Consider the following 16,657-nt stretch of genomic DNA (forward strand, 5'->3'; position numbering starts at 1 on the left):
GTTCACGGCCCTGAGCGGGGCTCATCCGGCGGCGGGGGCCGCCTCAGGGTGTCCTGCCGGCCGCGCCGTCTCCTCCGGCACGCTGTCCTGGACGACGCTGCCGGCCGGGGACTGCCCCGCGCCGCCCCGGTTCCGCAGGAGCACCACGGCCGCGACCGCGGTCGCGGCGAAGGCGACGGCGCCGACGGCGGCGACGGTGTTCAGCCCCGAGGTGAAGGCGTGCCGGGCGGCGTCGAGCAGCTGCGCGCCGAGGTCGCCCGGGAGCCGCCCGGCGGAGGACATGGCGCCGGTGATGCCGCCGCGGGCGGCTCCCGCCACGTCGGCGGGCAGTCCGGCGGGGGCCGAGTCGGCCAGGTTGACGCGGTAGACGAACGCGCCGAGGCTGCCCATGGCCGCCACGCCGAGGGCCACGCCGAACTCCCCGCTGGTCTCCGACAGCGACGCCACCGAGCCCGCCTTCTCCATGGGGGCCGAGCCCATCATGAGGGTCATGGTCAGGGCCATCGGGAGGGCGATGCCGAGGGAGATGAGCGTGAGCCCGGTCACCAGCAACGGGATCCCGCCGTTCACGCCGACCTGGGTGTGCACCAGCAGACCGGTGGCGGCGATCGCCAGCCCGAGACCGATGACGTTGGCGGTGGGGACGCGGCGGGCGAGGATGGGCGCGACCATGGTGCCGACCACCATCGCGATGTTCTGCGGCAGCAGCCACAGCCCGGCGTTCAACGGCGTGAGCGCGGCGACCGTCTGCAGGTAGAGCGTCGACATCAGGGTGCTGCCGGCCATCACGACACCCGCGACCAGGCCGATCGCCAGCGGCGTGCTGAGCATTCGGTTGGAGAACAGGCTGAGGTCGAGCAGCGGGTGGGCGAGGCCGCGCTGACGGCGGACGAACAGCACGGCCACGACGACGCCGGCCGCCAGGGCGAGCACGGGCACCGGGGCCGCGCCGCCCCGGGCCAGCTCCTTGAGGCCGTAGATGACGGGCAGGATCGCGGCCATCGACAGGCCGACGCTGACCAGGTCGAGCCGGCCGCCCTGCGGGTCGCGGTTCTCCGGCAGCAGCAGCGGGCCCGCCACGAGGAGCAGCACCATGAACGGCACGCCGAGCAGGAAGGCCGAGCCCCACCAGAAGTGCTCGAGAAGGACCCCGCCGACGAGCGGGCCGAGGGTCACCCCACCCATGAAGCAGCTGAACCACAGGCCGATCGCCTGGCCCATCTGCTTGGGATCGTGGAACATGTTCCTGATCAGGGCCATGGTGGACGGCATCAACGTGGCGCCGGCCACTCCCAGCAGGGCCCGGCTCGCGATCAGCATGAGCGGGGTGGAGGAGTAGGCCGCCAGCACGGACGCCACCCCGAACCCGGCGGCGCCGATCAGCAGCAGCCTGCGTCGGCCGATCCTGTCGCCCAGCGTGCCCATCGTCACGAGGAACCCGGCCAGCACGAACGAGTAGATGTCCAGGATCCATAGCTGCTCGGTGGAGCTCGCCCCGAGATCCGCGCTGAGATTCGGGAGGGCGAGATAGAGCACGCTGAGGTCGAGTGAGAGCAGCAGGGTGGGCAGGGCGAGCACCGCCAGCCCGATCCACTCGCGGCGGCCGGCGCGGGCCGGTCCGGGTGCGGTCGTGGTGTCCATGGGAAAGACCCTTCGAGGTCGGAACGTGTGTCGGATGAGGGGCGGCCCGCGTGGGGGCCGCCGGGCCGCCGGATCGGTGTCGCCGCCGGTGCCCTCGGCGGTGTCGCCGGTGGTATGGAGATCGGCGCTACCGGTCACCTGTCAGGCGAACGAGCGGTCGAGCCACGACTGCCAGGCCCGCGCGATCCGCTCCTCCTCGGCGTCCTTGGCGAAGTCGTGGTGCTCGATCACGACCATGCCCTGGTGCCCGTGGGAGAAGGTGCACAGCGCGTCGCCCACCCGTACGCCCACGGCGTTGGGCGCGTGGGCGAACACGACCTCGCCCTCCTCGGCGTCGAGACCGTCGACGGCCAGCCGCACGCGCGTGCCGGCCGTGACCGGGTCGGGCCCGGCGGGGTCGCCGACGCCGAGTGCCGCCCACAGCAGGCCCGCGTCGGCCACCTGCGGGCCCGGGGTGAACACGCTGCACTCGGCCACGCGGTTGGGGAAGCCGGCCAGGTAGGCGGCGAGCTTCAGCAGGTAGACCGGGTCGCCCTTGCGGAGCGCGTCGTACTCGGCCTCCCAGTCGTCGCCGAGGAAACCGCTGTGCACCAGGCGGACGACGGTGCGGCCGGAGTCGCGGCTCTCGATGCGGTAGTCGAACGCCATCGACGTGCCGTCGGGGCCCTCGCTGTTGTACGCGAAGTGGCGGCCGGGCTCCCAGGCGGTGACGGTCGCCTCGCTGGTGAATCCCATCAGCGTCATGCGGGCGGAGCCCCCGACGCCCGGCTCGACCTCGGTGCGCCCCATGAACCACGAGTCGATGCCCGGGCCCGTGGCGACGGCCTCCCACACCTGCTCGGGCGTGGCGGTCACTTCGATCTCTTCGCGGATCTCGAACGGATGCGGCATCGGAGTGCTCCTCGTCGGTCTATCGGTTGAAGCTGCCGGTCTACGCGTGCCGGTCAGCGGGTGTGTCGCTGTCGGTTCCGCCCCGGGTTCCGCTCGGCGCGTCGCCCTTCGGGGTGGCTCCACCGTGCCAGCCGACGATATGAGTTGTCAAGAAGAAAAAAATTGTCGGTACGGGCGGGCTCCCGCCGCGTGGGTGCGGGCATGACGGGCCGGGGCGGTTGTCAGGAGTGCGGAGGCCGGGTCCGCGGTCTCACCGGGTCACCGGGGCACCGGGTCACCGGGGCGGGGTGCCGAGGCTGCGGGTGAGCATGGTCAGGTGATCGGAGACCGGGCCGAGGGTGAGCAGGCCGCTGCCCGCCCCGGCGAGCTCTCCCGACGCGGGGGCCAGCTCGGCGCGGGCGCGTTCCATCACCGCCCGGTCGCCCACTTCCACGGCGGCGCGCGCGGTCAGGCACCACAGGGCCTCGAACAGCAGGTCGCGGGGCGGGCCGGGAACGGCGCGCACCGCTGCCGCCGCCTCGCCGCGGCGGCCCTCGGCGAGCAGGACGACCGGCCGTGCCCAGGGCTCGTACGGTCCCCAGTCGATGTCGCCGCCGGGGGCAGGCGTTCCGTGGCGGAGGCGGAGGCACAGCAGCGCGAGCGGCAGCAGCCCCCGCTCCAGCCCTGGCATGCCCGCGCCCTCCAGCCGGCCGGCCGCCTCGCGGTAGGCCGCCTCCACCTCGCCGACCGGCGCCCGCCCTGACACGTCGAGCCGCAACGCCCGATACCAGCCGGTGAACACCCCCACCAGGGGCAGCTCGTGCCGGGCGGCGAGACGGTCGGCCGCCTCGGCGTGGACGTCGGCCACGGAGAAGTCCGCGAGCGCGCCGCGCGCCTGGACGCGGACGAGGTGCCCGAGCACTTCGAAGGTGGTCAGGCCGTGCCGGGCGGCCACGTCGACCAGTTCCGCGCCGATGGCGTCGCGCCGAACCGCCAGCCCCGCCCGCTGGAATGTCTGCATGAAGCGACCGTTGAGCGCGAACGCCAGCAGGGCCGGGTCGTCCAGGCCCCGGGCGAGTTCCTCGGCCTGGCGGGCGGCCTCGCGACCGCGCGGCGTCCCGGTGCCCCGCGACTCCAGGGCGACGGTCGCCAGCAGGCGGGCCCGGGCCGCGCCGTGCCCGGAGGCCGGAAGCGCCGCCAGAGCGCGTTCGGCGGCGGCCACGATCAGGGCGGCCTGGTCCGGGTCGTCGGAACGGGTCCAGATCGCCGGAACGTCGAAGGCGCCGATCACACGGGCGGTCAGGTCAGGATCGCCCAGTTCCTCGGCCGCCGCGATGGCCGCCACGCGGTGACGCCGGGTCGTCTCCAGCCCGGCGCCTCCGGTTACCGCGAGGTTCCTCAGCAGGTCGACGGTCGACTCCAGCCGGGCTCTGGCACCGGGCGGCACCGTACGGTCGTAGGCGGCGGCCGCCTGCGCCCAGACCAGGTCCGCCGCCCCGGCAGGACCGGGTTCGGGGACCAGCCGGTCGGCGTGGTGGAGGATGTCGTCCTCCAGCCGGCGGAGCCCGGGACCGGGATCCAACCCCAGGTGCTCGGCCAGGAGCCGGCGCGCCCGGCGGAGCACCTCGAGGGCGTCGCCCTGGCGACCGGTGCGGTACAGCGCGAGTGCCAGCAGACGCCAGGCGTCCTCCCGCCAGGGATGCTCGGTCACGTGCGCGTCCAGATCGGGCACCGCCTCGGCGGCCGCGCCCAGGGCGAGGCGGGCCTCCGCGACGCGCTCGACGGCGTGCAGCCGCAGCTCGGTGAGCCGGGAGCGGTCGGCCGTGGCCCAGTCCTCACCGGCGAACCCGGCGTACGCCGGTCCGCGCCACCAGCTCAGGGCGCCGGTCAGCCGGGCGAGCGCGTCGCGGGGCGGCAGCGCCGCCGCGGCGGCCATCGCCTGCTCGAACCGCCAGGCGTCGACCGAACCGGGCTCGGCACGCAGGGCGTACCCGGGGCCCACAGTCACCAGCAACCGGGGCGGCGTCCGGGGTGGGCGCTCCGGCTCCAGGGCCCGGCGAAGCGCGGCCACGAAGGTGCGCACCGCGCCCACGGCTCCGGCCGGGGGATCGGTCCAGAGGTCCTCCACCAGGCGCCCGACCGGGACGACGCGGCGGCGGGCGATGATCAGCCGGGCCAGCACGGCCCGGTGCCGGGGGCCCTTCAGGGCGACCTCGTCGCCTCGGCCGTTCCAGGCCGTCACCGGCCCCAGCACGCCGAAGTCCACCCCCGCTCCCCCTTCCCGCGACGTCGTCCCTGGTCACGGTAGCGCGCTGACCGGATGCTCATCCGGCCGCGGAAGGCTTGGGACGTCTCATCAGCCGACTGGAAGGGGCGGGGCCATGTCCCCTGTCATCACGGGATTCGACTACCGGCGCGTCGCCGTCGCGGACGGCGTGTCCCTGAACACCGCCGTCGCGGGATCGGGCAGTCCGATCGTGCTGCTGCACGGCTTCCCGCAGACCCATCTCATGTGGCGGCACGTCGCCGCGGACCTCGCCCGGGACCACACCGTCATCTGCCCCGACCTGCGAGGGTACGGGGGCAGCGACAAGCCCGCGGACCCCGACGGCACCGCCTACGCCAAGCGCACCATGGCGGCGGACGTCGTGGGCCTGGCCAGGCGACTGGGGCACGACCGGTTCGCCCTGGCCGGGCACGACAGGGGCGCCCTGGTCGCCTTCCGCGCCGCGCTCGACCACCCCGGGGTGGTCACGCACCTGGCCTCCCTCGACGTGCTGCCCACCCTGGACATGTGGGAGGCGATGCACGGCACCTCCGCCGCCGTCGGCTTCCACCTCTACCTGATGGCGCAGCCGCCCGGCCTGCCCGAACGGATGATCAGCGCGGCCGCCGACGCGTTCTTCGGCCACTTCCTGGACGTCTGGGCCACCGGCCCGGGGGTGATCCCCGCCGACGTCCGGCGAGCCTACCTGGACGCCTGCCGGGCGGCCGTGCCCTCGATCGTCGCCGACTACCGGGCGTCGGCCGGCGTGGACGTCGACCACGACCGCGCCGACCGGGACGCGGGCAACCGGCTGCGCATGCCGGTCACCGTGCTCCAGCAGGACTGGGGCGCCGCGCTCGGCTTCGACGCCGCGGCCCTGTGGCGTGCCTGGGCTCCCGACCTGAGTCACCGCACCGTCGGCTGGGGTCACTTCATGGCGGAGGAGGCGCCCGCCGGGGTCGCGGCGGAACTGCGGGCACTGCTCGCGCGGTGACGTCCGGTCATTCCCGCAGGCGGCCGTGCATCGGCGAGAAGCGCCGCTCGTTTGACCCTGACGCTGCGTCAACTCCTAGCATCGGCGCCATGTCGATCACTGTTCTTGACACCTGCTCGGCGATACGGGCGATCCTGCTGGCTCCGGTGGCGGACCGCGTCGACCTGCTGCGTTCGATGCTGGAGCCCACCAGGGGCATGTACCGCCACCACCCCGGCGAGGTGGACCTGGTGGCCATGCACCTCCAGGCGTCGGGATTCCCCGTCGACCGCGATGAGGAGCGTTGCCTCGACGCGCTCGACACCCTGGCGGCGGCCGGAGCCTGGGACCGGATGCGACGGGCCCTCGATGACGCTTCCGCCGTACTTCTGGAGGCGACGCCGGGGCTGGCGGCCCCGGACATCACCGTGCTGTTCGTGCTCGGCGATCCGGGTGACGAGCACTTCATGGGTCCCTGCCAAGGAGTGACCGGATTCGGCGGCATCTCGGGCCACATTGTGATCACGTTCTGGCCCTTTCCCGAGAACGTGGAGCGCCTGGAGGCCACCGCCGTGCACGAACTCCATCACAACCTGCGGTTCGGCCCGGGCGGGGTCGTGTGGAACCCCATGACCGTCACGGTCGGCGATCACATCGTCTCCGAGGGCCTGGCCGACGCCTTCGCCCGCCAGCTCTACGGCGACGAGCTCGGCCCCACCCGCATCGGCGTGCCGCACCTGCACGACGACGAGATCTTCGGCAAGGTGCTCACCGGGCTCGACGTGACAGGCATGCGGAACTTCACCGCCTGGGTGCACGGCGACCCCAGCGCCGAGCGCTTCGGCCTCACCCCGGTGGGGCTGCCGATGGGCGCCGGGTACGCCGCGGGCAACCGGCTGGTCGACACCTACCTGGCGGCGACCGGGCAGACGGCGGCGCAGGCCCTGCACGCACAAAGCTCGGAGATCATCGCGACCACGCTCCGCCGCGGGCGACACTGAACGATGGAGTGGACGATCCAAGAACTCGCGACGAGGGCCGGTGTCACCAGCCGCACTCTGCGTCACTACGACCGCATCGGGCTCTTGGCCCCGTCCCGGGTCGGCGCGAACGGGTACCGCTACTACAACCCCACCGCGGTCGCCCGGCTCCAGCGGATTCTGCTCATGCGCCGGCTCGGCATGGGCCTGCCCGCCATCGCCGAGGTCCTGGACGACGAGGTGGACACGTGCGACGGGCTCCGCGCCCACATCGCCGCACTGGAAGAGGAGCGGGACCGCGTCGAACGGCAGATCCGGTCCGTGCGTCACACACTGGAGGCCCTGGAGGCGGGGGCGGAGCCGCGGATGGACGTCATGTTGGCGGGGTTCAACGACCGTTACAAGGACGAGGTGATCTCACGCTGGGGCGAGCGCGCGTTCCGGGTGAGCAACGACTGGTGGCACGGCAAGACCCTTGACCAGCAGCGGGCCTGGAAGCAGGCCACCGAAGACCTCGTCGCCGCATGGGTCGCCGCAGCGAAGGCCGGGACCTCTCCGACATCGGAACACGCTCAGTCACTGGCTGCCCGGCACGTCCGGTGGCTGAGCCAGATCCCGGGTACCCCCACGGCCGAGGGCGACCGGGAGCGCTCGATCGAGATGGTGAAGGGCCTGGGGGACATGTACGTCGACGACCCCCGCTTCGCCGGCATGTACGACGACGCCGCGGGGGCGACATTCGTGCGCGACGCGCTGAAGGCGTACGCGCGGACCCGGATGTAGCCGGTGTCACGGACTAGGTTGGCGGAGCACGGAGGAGGCGCAATGGCGGACGACGCACGCGTAGAGGACCTGCTGCGCGAGCTCGCGCCGCGCGCGCTCGGCGCGCTGATCCGCCGGTACGGGCACTTCGACGCCTGCGAGGACGCCGTGCAGGAGGCCCTGCTGGCCGCCTCCGTCCAATGGCCGCAGGAGGGCGTGCCGGCCAACCCCCACGGGTGGCTCACCACGGTCGCCGCCCGCCGCCTCATCGACCAGTGGCGCAGCGACGAGGCCCGCAGGCGGCGCGAGGCGACCATGGCCTCGCTCGCGCCGTACGACGCGCTGGTGGCGCCCGGGCCCGGCGAGGAGCGCACCGCCGAGCGGGACGACACCCTGACCCTGCTGTTCATGTGCTGCCACCCCGCGCTGACCGCGCCGTCCCAGGTGTCGCTGACGCTGCGGGCCGTCGGCGGGCTCACCACGGCCGAGATCGCGGCCGCCTTCCTCGTGCCGGAGACGACGATGGCCCAGCGCATCAGTCGCGCCAAGCAGCGGATCAAGACCACCGGCATCCCGTTCGCCCCGCCGCCCGAGCCCGAACGGGACGACCGGCTGCGGGTGGTGCTGCACGTGCTGTACCTGATCTTCAACGAGGGATACACCACGACGTCGGGCCCGGACCTTCATCGACCGGAGCTGTCCGCGGAGGCGATCCGGCTGGTCCGGGCCGTCCACCGGCTGCTTCCCGAGGACGGCGAGGTCGCCGGCCTGCTCGCGCTGATGCTGCTCACCGACGCCCGGCGTGCCGCCAGAACCGGCCCGGACGGCGCGCTGGTGCCGCTGGCGGAGCAGGACCGCGACCGCTGGGACCGGGAGCAGATCCGGGAGGGCGTCGAGCTGCTCACCCGCACCCTGTCCGCCGCGCCGCTCGGGCCGTACCAGCTCCAGGCCGCCGTCGCGGCCGTCCACGCCGAGGCGACGCGGGCGGAGGACACCGACTGGCCGCAGATCGCCGCCCTGTACGAGCTGCTCGGGCGCGTCTCGCCCAACCCGATGGTGACGCTGAACCACGCGGTCGCGGCCGGCATGGTCAGGGGGCCGTCCGCCGGTCTGGAGATGCTCGCGGCGCTGGAGGGCGACGACCGGCTCGCGCGGCACCACCGGTTCGACGCCGTACGAGGTCACCTGCTGGAGATGACGGGCGACCACGAGGCGGCCCGGGAGTGCTACCTGAGGGCCGCGCGCCGGACCACCAGCCTGCCCGAACGGCGATATCTGGAGAGCCGTGCCGCCCGGCTCGCTCCCGAGGGCCGCCCCCGGTGAATCCGCGGCACTAGGATCCGGTTGTACATCCCGTCCTGGAGCCCGACATGCACGCCTTCGACGTCCTCGGAGATCCGGTCCGCCGCCGGATCCTCGAACTCCTCGCGGGCGAGGAGCGCTCGGCCGGAGAGATCGGCGCCGTCGTCCAGGAGGAGTTCGGCATCTCCCAGCCCGGCGTGTCGCAGCACCTGCGGGTGCTGCGCGAGAGCGGCTTCGCCACGGTCCGGGCCGAGGGCACCCGCCGCCTGTACGCGGTCAACCCGGTGCCGCTGCAGGAGATCGACACCTGGCTCGACGCCTTCCGCGGGTTCTGGACCCAGCGCCTCGACGCGCTCGGCACCGAGCTCGCCCGCGGCCGGCGCGCCCGCCGCGCCGCCGAGGGGTCCGGCGACGGGGCCTGAACGCGACCGCCGGCGGGACGCGCGCCGATGTCAGTGTGCGATGGCAGGCTGACGGAAGAACATCCGGAATCACCTGAGGACAGGGGCCCGACATGGCGACGTATGTGCTCGTACCCGGGGCGGGGGGTGGCGTGTGGGTGTGGCATCGGCTCATCCCCGAGCTCGCCGCGCTCGGCCATGACGCGATCGCGGTGGACCTGCCCACGGGCGACGACCGCGCCGGGCTGACGGAGTACGCCGACGCCGTGGTCTCGGCGGCCGAGGGCGTCGAAGGCGCGGTGATCGTGGTCGCGCAGTCGATGGGCGGATTCAGCGCGCCGCTCGCGTGCGCGCGGGTGCCGGTCGGGCTGCTGGTCATGCTCAACGCGATGGTGCCTCTCCCCGGCGAGACGGCGGGCGAGTGGTGGGCGGCCACCGGCCACGCCGAGGCCAGGGCCGGGCAGGCCGTGCGCGAGGGCCGCACGCCGACCGAGGAGGTCGACCTCCTCGTCGACTTCTTCCACGACGTCCCGCCCGAGATCACGGCCGAGGCGATGGCGCAGGGAGGGACGGCCCAGTCGGGGACCCCCTTCGGGCAGCCCTGGCCGCTGCCCGAGTGGCCCGACGTGCCGACTCGCTTCCTGCAGGGCCGCGACGACCGGTTCTTCCCGCTCGCTTTCCAGCGCGAGGTCGTCCGCGAACGCCTGGGCATCCCCGTGGACGAGATGCCGGGCGGTCACCTGCTCGCCCTCAGCCGGCCCGTCGAGCTGGCCGCCCGGCTGGACCGGTACCGGGCGGAGCACGGGCTCTGATCGCGTCCGGCCGCCCAGGTCAGCTCACCGTCGGCTCACCGTCGGCTCACCATCAGCTCGCCGGAGGCGGCTCGGGGAAGGCGGTGTAGGCGGCGAGGACACGTTGGGCGGCGGCCCGCGCCTCGGCGGGGTCGGTGCCCGCCGCGATGCTCGCCTCGGCCCACTTGTCACTGCTGAGCGTCATGAACCGCCTTCCCTCGTCGGAGGCCGCCCAGGCGGCGCCCTCCGCGGGGTCCATGCTCACACCGCTCGACAGGTGCAGCGCCAGGCCGAGCACGGCCATGTCCCAGCCGATCCCGACCGCTCCGGGGCCGAACTCGGGCCACAACTTGTCGTCCACGTGCGCGACGTGCTCCAACTCGAAACGCGCCCTGCCCTCGCCCTCCTCGGTCAGCCGGACCTCGATCCAGCTGACCTGGTCGCCCATCTCCCATGTCGCGGCGAAGCTCCGCGGCGGGTCACAGCGCTCGACCGTGCCGCTCGCGTTGCCCTCCAGGCTGTAGTGTCCGCCGACCCGCAGGTCGCCGGAGACCGGCAGGAACCAGCGGGAGATGCGCTCGGCGCTGGTGCACGCGTCCCAGAGGTCCGCCAGCGGGGTGTCGTAGGCCTGGCTCACGGTGATCACGCGGGCCTCCCCCGCCTCCAGGACCCGCGTGCCCACCGTCCGGCGTACCGCGTTGATCTGCTCGTCGATCTCGATCACGTGTGGCTCCTTCCTGGGAGTTCAGGCCGGCATCCCGGCCGCAAAGGAAAATATCACTAGTCACTTATGTAAACGACGGCTTCCCCATCAACGGCCGGTGCGGCTGCCGGCGCCGTACGTTAGGTTCGGGCCATGTCGAACGCGATGCCGAACGCGATCGTCGCCGCCCGCGATGTCGAGGTGGAGCTGGGTGGCAGGACCATCCTGTCCGGGATCGGCCTCACCGCCGCGCCGGGAGAGGTCGTCGCGGTCGTCGGAGACAACGGCACCGGCAAGTCCACCCTGCTGCGCTGCCTGGCCGGCCTCCAGCCGGCGCGGGCCGGCCGGATCGAGGTCCTGGACGGTCCGCCCGCCGACACGACGGACTTCTGGCAAGACGTCGCGCGCACCGGCGACGAGCCCGTCTGGTATCCGGGGCTCAGCACGCGCGAGCATCTGGAGCTGATGACGGCGGTCCACCGGGAGGTGCGGATGACGGTGGACGAGGCGCTCGCCGCGTTCGAGCTCACCGAGCGCGCCGACCTTGCGCCCCTGTCGCTGTCGACCGGGCAGCGGCAGCGGCTGTCGCTCGCCATGACGCTGCTGCGGCCGAGCCGGCTGCTGCTCCTCGACGAGCCGGAGCGCGGGCTCGACGTGACGTTCCGGGAACGGCTGGCGGACATACTCAACGGCTACACCGCCGAAGGCGGCGCGATCGTCATGGCCACCCACGACCTTCGGCTGCCCGAGGCCACCGGGGCCACGGTGATCAGGCTGGAGGGAGAGCGGTGAATCCCGCGCGCGCCTACCTGCGCTCCCACCGCGGGCGACCGGCGAGCTGGTCTGACCGCTACGTCACCGGATTCAGCCTGGTCCTCGGCCTCGTGCTGCTCGGACAGCCGGTCGCCACCGTGCTGGGCGGCCTGGCCCGCACCGCCGACCCCGCCAGGATCGGGGCCGGGCTCGCCCTGATCGCGGCGGCGTACGCCGGTCTCCTGGCCCTGGCCCGCGCCGTCGGGCCGATCGCGCTTCCGGCGGCCGACGCGGCCTGGCTCGTGCTCTCGCCGCTCCCCCGCCGTTCGGTCGTGCTGCGCAGCGCGCTGATCCTGCTCGTGACCGCCGTAGTGGCCGGGGGCGTGCTCGGCGTCGCGGGACTCGCCGTGCTCGGATCGACCGGGAGCCTCGGCCCGCACCTGATGCCGGCCCTGGTGATCGGCGTGACCGTGAGCGTGGCGGGTGCGGCCACGGCCGTGCTCGCGCAGGCGTCGCAGACCTGGGACACCCGGCTGCAGGTGCTCGTCGCGGGTTGTGTGCTGGCGGCCGTGCTGGCCGCGTTGCTGTCCACGGTGCTGGGCGGCGGCCCGGGCCGCCAGGTCCTCGTCGCAGTCGCCGCCGCGCCCGCGAGCGTGGTCACGGCCGTGGCCGGGCTCGCCGCCGCGGCGGCCGCCCTGCTCGTACGGCAGGCCTGGGCGGCGCTGGACCGTCTCCCCGCACGCGGGGTCCTGGCCTCCTCGGAGAAGGCGGGACGGGTCGCGAGCGCGGCCGTCGCCATGGACCCGGGGGCGCTGAGCTGGATCGCCGAGGACAACCACTGGCGCGGGCGGACGCTGCGGTCCCGGCCGTGGCCCCGCCTGGCCGGGCGGTGGCGGGCCGCGGCGCCGGCCTGGCAGGAGTGGCGCCGCCTGAGCCGGCGTCCCGGCAGGCTCGCCCTGCTGTACTGCTGCGCCGCGTTGCCGGCCCTCGCCGCGCAGGCGACCGGCGGGCTGTCGGCGCTGCCGGTCGTCGCGCTGTTCGGCGGCGCGCTGGGCGCGGCGGCGACGGCCACAACGGGAGCGCGCCGCGACGGCGACGACCCCTCCCTGGCCAGACTGCTCGCGGTCGGTCCGAGGGCGGTCATGGCCGCGCGGACGCTGCTGCCGACCGCGCTGGCCGCGTCATGGCTGGTGCTCGCTCTGTCGGGGCTCGCGGTGGCCGGTCTGCTGCCCTCGGGGCTGTGGTGGGCGCTCGGTGTGGCGACGGCGCCGGCCCTGTCGGCGGGGGCGCTGCGGATGGCCCGGCGGGCGCCCATCGACCACAGCATGCCGATGGTGGAGATACCCGGCAGCCCGCCGCTCCCGATCGGGCTCCTGCTGTGGGCCCTCACCGGGCTCGACCTGGTGCTCGTCGGCTGCCTCCCCGCGCTGGCGGCGCTGGGCGCCCCGCCCGCGTCCCTGGCCTCTCACGTCGCCACGCAGGCGGTGGCCGGTCTCGCGGTGCTCATCGGCTTCGTGCGCCGGCGGCCCGCCCGCTGACCTTCGCGCGGGCGAACCACCCGGACCGCTCGCGCGGTGCGGACCCGTCGCCGTGGTCATGCGCTCCACCCCTTGCCGCGGCGACATCCCTGCCCCTATTATCAATGTATCGGTTGATAAAGAGTTTGGTTGATAAAGATGACGATTGATGACGTGGACGAGCGCCTGGACCGGGCGTTCGCCGCGCTCGGCGACCCGATCCGGCGTGCGCTGATCGCCCGGCTGTCGCGGGGTGAGGCGACGGTGAACGAGCTCGCCGAGCCGTTCCCGATCACCAAGCAGGCCGTCTCACGGCACATCCAGGTGCTGGAGGCGGCCGGGCTGATCACGCGGAGCCGTGACGGCCAGCGCCGCCCGTGTCATCTGAACTCCGCGGCGCTCGAGGAGCTGACGAGCTGGATCGACACCTATCGCCTGACACGCGAGGGACAGTTCCGGCGCCTCGACGACGTGCTCGACGAGATGAAGGAGCAGGAAAAATGATCGAGAACCCGACCACCATCACGGCCCAGCCCGGCAGCCCGTTCATCGAGATCGTCCGCGACTTCGACGCGACCCCCGCTCTGCTCTTCCGCGCGTACACCGACCCCGAGCTGGTCACCCGCTGGCTCGGCCCGCGCGAAATGGAGATGCGCATCATCGAGTACGACGCGCGCCCGGGCGGGGCGTACCGCTACGTGCACCGGGACACCGAGGGCAACGAGCACGCCTTCCGCGGCGTCTTCCACGCCGTCACCCCCGGCGAGCGGATCATCCAGACCTTCGAGTACGAGGGCACGCCCGATGTCGTCAGCCTCGATCACGCGACGTTCGAGGACCTCGGCGGACGTACCCGGCTGCGGACGCGTTCGGTGTTCCCGACCGTCGAGGCACGTGACGCCATGATCGCCAGCGGGATGGAACGCGGCGTCATCGACTCGATGGACCGGCTCGACGAGCTGGCCCACGGAACGGCCGGGAGCCGCCCGGAGGCGAGCCGGGTCGTCGTCGACATCTCGATGTCGCTGGACGGCTACGTCACCGCACCGGGCGCCGACCTCGAACACGGCCTGGGAGTGGGCGGCGAGCCGCTGCACGCCTGGGTGACGGACGAACGCACGCCGCGCGACGCGGAGATCCTCCGCAGGTCCTTCACCGACACCGGGGCCGTCATCATGGGCCGGCGCACCTTCGACATCGTCGACGGGCCGAACGGATGGAGCGACGAGGTGGGCTACGGACACGACCAGGACCAGATCGCCGCCCCGCCCGTCTTCGTCGTCACCCACTCACGGCCCGAGAAGGTACGGCTGGGCGACCGGTTCCACTTCGTCACCGACGGCCTCGGCAGTGCCGTGGACAGGGCGCGCGCCGCCGCCGGCGGCAAAGACGTCGTGATCATGGGAGGCGGCGCGACCGCGTACGAGTTCCTGCGTGCCGGCCTGGTGGACATTCTCAGGATCCACCTCGCCCCGATCATCCTCGGCGGCGGCACGCCGCTGTTCCCCCAGGGCATGCCGGAATCGCTGCGGTTGGAGCCGCTCGGCTCCGTGTCCACCCCGGCCGCCGAGCACCTGACCTACCGTGTGATCAAGTGAGGAACGGTCTGCTCCGTCCCGCTCATCGCGCGCCGCGTAGCGGCTGCCGGCCGAGATGGTCGCGCAGACACCGCAGGTAGACGACCCAGCCCTCGTTGTGCTCGCTGGCGTAGTCCTCTTCCTGGCCGGGTGACCACCCCATGTGCTCCAGCCCGGTCTCGACGACCCGCAGCCGGGTACCGCCCTCCCCGTGCGTGAGGGTGAACTCGACGAGCACCGAGTTTCCCTCGCCTGCCGCGACGCCCTGGGGGTGGAGCCAGCGGTAGGAGAAGGAGCGCGCCGGGGCCACCGACTGGACGGAGACGTGCACGGTGAGGGTCTGCCCGGCATCCTGGTTGCGGAACGTCAGCGCGCCCTCGTAGCCGGGCAGGGGCTTCAGGTCGGCGTCGTCGCTGAACCATCTGACGATCTGGTCGGGCTCGGTCACCGCCCGCCAGACCACGTCGACGGGCGCGTCGATCAGGATGTCCTGTTCGACCCTCGGCGTCATATCTGCCTCCCGGGTTGGCGAGATCGACCGATCACAGTATCGGGCCGGCGGATTCACCGGGCACGTCGCACCCCGTAGACGGCCGCGCCGACGGCCAGCACCGCCACCCCGGAGACCACCGAGGCACCCGGCAGAGCCAACGCCAGGACGAGGCATCCGGCCAGGCCGACGACGGGCACGGGCCGGGGCGGGCGGCCCTCGGCGGGCGTGAGGGTCCAGGCGCTGGCGTTGGCGATGGCGTAGTAGACCAGCACTCCGAAGGAGGAGAAGCCGATCGCGCCGCGCAGGTCGGCGAAGCCCGCCAGGACCGCCACGACCGCGCCGACCGCCAGCTCGGCGCGGTGCGGCACCCCGAACCGGGGATGGACGGTGGCCAGGACACCCGGCAGGTGCCGGTCGCGAGCCATGGCCAGCGTGGTGCGGGACACTCCGAGGATCAGCGCCAGCAGCGAGCCGAGCGCGGCCACCGCGGCTCCCACGCGTACCAGCGGCGCGAGGGCGGGCAGGCCGGCGGCGCGGACGGCGTCGGCCAGCGGCGCGGTCGCCCCGGCCAGCCCCGCGTCCCCGAGCACGCTCAGCGCCGCCACCGCGACCACCGCGTACACGACGAGGACGAGGCCGAGCGCGAGCGGGATCGCCCGGGGAATCGTCCGGGCCGGATCCCGCACCTCCTCCCCCAGCGTGGCCACCCGGGCGTACCCGGCGAAGGCGAAGAACAGCAGGCCCGCCGCCTGGAGCACACCGGCCGCGGTGGCGCCGGAGGAGACGTCGAGCCGGGCGGCCGCTGCGCCGCCCGAGGCCGTGAGGCAGGCGGCCACCACCGCCGCCAGCACGGCCAGCACCACGGCCACGATCACGCGGGTCAGCCACATGGTCTTGCGCATCCCCGCGTAGTCGACCGCGGTCAGCGCCACCACGGCGCCCACCGCGACCGCGTGGGCGTGCTCGGGCCACACGTAGGAGCCGACCGTGAGCGCCATCGCGGCACATGAGGCGGTCTTGCCGACCACGAATCCCCAGCCCGCCAGGTATCCCCAGAACGGCCCCAGCCGCTCACGGCCGTAGACGTACGTGCCGCCCGAGTCGGGGTAGCGGGCGGCCAGCCGGGCCGACGAGGTCGCGTTGCAGTACGCGACCGCGGCCGCCAGCGCCAGCCCGAGCAGCAGCCCCGGACCGGCCGCGGCCGCCGCGGGAGCCAGGGCGGCGAAGACGCCCGCGCCGATCATCGATCCCAGCCCGATGACCACGGCGTCGGCCAGGCCCAGGCGGCGCTCCAGCCGCCCCTCCCCGGCACGTGCAGACGTGCCCGCCATGACGACCCCCAGCGGTACGGACCCGATGTCGGGGTCACGATACTTCGGGCCGGCATGCGGTGGCGTGCCGGGTTCGGTCCACCCGAGCGCGAGGTTATTTGTCCTTTCTCCAGACCGCCGGATCCAGGGGCACCCCGGCGCCTGGAATGCGGTTATTCCCGGCGAGACGGCTCGCCGCGTTCCGGGCTTTCCGGTTCTTGGCGCGCGAGATGTGATGCCGCCGTCGCCGATGGCCATGCTTATCCCGCTGCCCGCCCGGCCGGCGGTCCCGCGGTAAAACATGTCGAAGTAGTCACA

Annotated in this window: 16 protein-coding genes; 10 read left to right on the forward strand and 6 right to left on the reverse strand. The window is 73.5% G+C overall.

Translation table 11 applies throughout. The annotated features are described in order from the left end of the window. Window positions 1-21: 21 nt before the first annotated feature. From JOL79_RS29705 to JOL79_RS29715, 3 genes are all read right to left on the reverse strand, one after another. Entirely contained in the window at window positions 22-1,641 is a 1,620-nt protein-coding gene (locus JOL79_RS29705) for an MFS transporter (RefSeq protein WP_210159227.1), read from the reverse strand. Window positions 1,642-1,782: 141 nt separating this feature from the next. Next, window positions 1,783-2,532, reverse strand: a complete 750-nt coding sequence (locus JOL79_RS29710; RefSeq protein ID WP_210159228.1) for an SRPBCC family protein — start codon at window positions 2,530-2,532, stop codon at window positions 1,783-1,785. A 274-nt stretch (window positions 2,533-2,806) separates the two neighbouring features. Then, window positions 2,807-4,777: an AfsR/SARP family transcriptional regulator gene (locus JOL79_RS29715; RefSeq protein ID WP_210159229.1), complete on the reverse strand. Its 1,971-nt coding sequence runs from the start codon at window positions 4,775-4,777 to the stop codon at window positions 2,807-2,809. A 115-nt stretch (window positions 4,778-4,892) separates the two neighbouring features. Here JOL79_RS29715 and JOL79_RS29720 point away from each other — a divergent pair, with 115 nt between their 5' ends. From JOL79_RS29720 to JOL79_RS29745, 6 genes are all read left to right on the forward strand, one after another. Further along, window positions 4,893-5,771: an alpha/beta fold hydrolase gene (locus tag JOL79_RS29720; RefSeq protein WP_210159230.1), complete on the forward strand. Its 879-nt coding sequence runs from the start codon at window positions 4,893-4,895 to the stop codon at window positions 5,769-5,771. An 89-nt stretch (window positions 5,772-5,860) separates the two neighbouring features. Further along, window positions 5,861-6,751 (forward strand): DUF2268 domain-containing putative Zn-dependent protease, encoded by an 891-nt coding sequence (locus JOL79_RS29725; protein WP_210159231.1) that lies wholly within the window; start codon window positions 5,861-5,863, stop codon window positions 6,749-6,751. Window positions 6,752-6,754: 3 nt separating this feature from the next. Next, the gene (locus JOL79_RS29730; protein ID WP_210159232.1) at window positions 6,755-7,513 is read left to right on the forward strand and encodes a MerR family transcriptional regulator; all 759 of its coding nucleotides are present in this window, start codon (window positions 6,755-6,757) and stop codon (window positions 7,511-7,513) included. Between the two features lie 42 nt (window positions 7,514-7,555). Then, the gene (locus JOL79_RS29735) at window positions 7,556-8,815 is read left to right on the forward strand and encodes an RNA polymerase sigma factor (protein ID WP_210159233.1); all 1,260 of its coding nucleotides are present in this window, start codon (window positions 7,556-7,558) and stop codon (window positions 8,813-8,815) included. A gap of 47 nt (window positions 8,816-8,862) precedes the next feature. After that, window positions 8,863-9,216 carry an ArsR/SmtB family transcription factor gene (locus JOL79_RS29740; RefSeq protein WP_210159234.1) on the forward strand — a complete coding sequence of 118 codons (354 nt, stop codon included), beginning with the start codon at window positions 8,863-8,865 and terminating at the stop codon, window positions 9,214-9,216. Between the two features lie 92 nt (window positions 9,217-9,308). Continuing rightward, on the forward strand, window positions 9,309-10,007 hold the full coding sequence (locus tag JOL79_RS29745) for an alpha/beta fold hydrolase (RefSeq protein ID WP_210159235.1): 699 nt from the start codon (window positions 9,309-9,311) through the stop codon (window positions 10,005-10,007). A gap of 52 nt (window positions 10,008-10,059) precedes the next feature. Here the strand turns inward: JOL79_RS29745 and JOL79_RS29750 are convergent, their stop codons facing one another. After that, entirely contained in the window at window positions 10,060-10,710 is a 651-nt protein-coding gene (locus tag JOL79_RS29750; RefSeq protein WP_210159236.1) for an SRPBCC family protein, read from the reverse strand. A gap of 132 nt (window positions 10,711-10,842) precedes the next feature. Between JOL79_RS29750 and ccmA the strand changes: the two genes are divergently transcribed. The 4 genes from ccmA (at window position 10,843) to JOL79_RS34660 (ending at window position 14,557) form a co-directional block, all read left to right on the forward strand. After that, window positions 10,843-11,481 carry a heme ABC exporter ATP-binding protein CcmA gene (gene ccmA, locus JOL79_RS29755; RefSeq protein WP_230985719.1) on the forward strand — a complete coding sequence of 213 codons (639 nt, stop codon included), beginning with the start codon at window positions 10,843-10,845 and terminating at the stop codon, window positions 11,479-11,481. Continuing rightward, window positions 11,478-12,980, forward strand: coding sequence for a DUF6297 family protein (locus tag JOL79_RS29760; protein WP_210159237.1), 1,503 nt, complete (start codon window positions 11,478-11,480; stop codon window positions 12,978-12,980). Before ccmA ends, JOL79_RS29760 begins: the two co-directional genes overlap by 4 nt. A gap of 138 nt (window positions 12,981-13,118) precedes the next feature. Next, complete coding sequence (locus tag JOL79_RS29765; protein WP_210159238.1) at window positions 13,119-13,463, forward strand: ArsR/SmtB family transcription factor; 345 nt, start codon at window positions 13,119-13,121, stop codon at window positions 13,461-13,463. Continuing rightward, complete coding sequence (locus JOL79_RS34660; protein WP_230985720.1) at window positions 13,460-14,557, forward strand: SRPBCC domain-containing protein; 1,098 nt, start codon at window positions 13,460-13,462, stop codon at window positions 14,555-14,557. The genes JOL79_RS29765 and JOL79_RS34660 overlap by 4 nt, the downstream gene beginning before the upstream one ends. A gap of 22 nt (window positions 14,558-14,579) precedes the next feature. On the opposite strand, the gene JOL79_RS29780 is transcribed toward JOL79_RS34660, so the two are convergent. Both JOL79_RS29780 and JOL79_RS29785 read right to left on the reverse strand, forming a co-directional pair. Next, the gene (locus JOL79_RS29780; protein WP_210159239.1) at window positions 14,580-15,047 is read right to left on the reverse strand and encodes an SRPBCC domain-containing protein; all 468 of its coding nucleotides are present in this window, start codon (window positions 15,045-15,047) and stop codon (window positions 14,580-14,582) included. Window positions 15,048-15,100: 53 nt separating this feature from the next. Beyond that, entirely contained in the window at window positions 15,101-16,360 is a 1,260-nt protein-coding gene (locus JOL79_RS29785) for an APC family permease (RefSeq protein WP_210159240.1), read from the reverse strand. Window positions 16,361-16,657: the final 297 nt, after the last annotated feature.

The organism is Microbispora oryzae (assembly GCF_017896165.1).
GTDB classification, from domain to species: Bacteria; Actinomycetota; Actinomycetes; order Streptosporangiales; family Streptosporangiaceae; genus Microbispora; species Microbispora oryzae.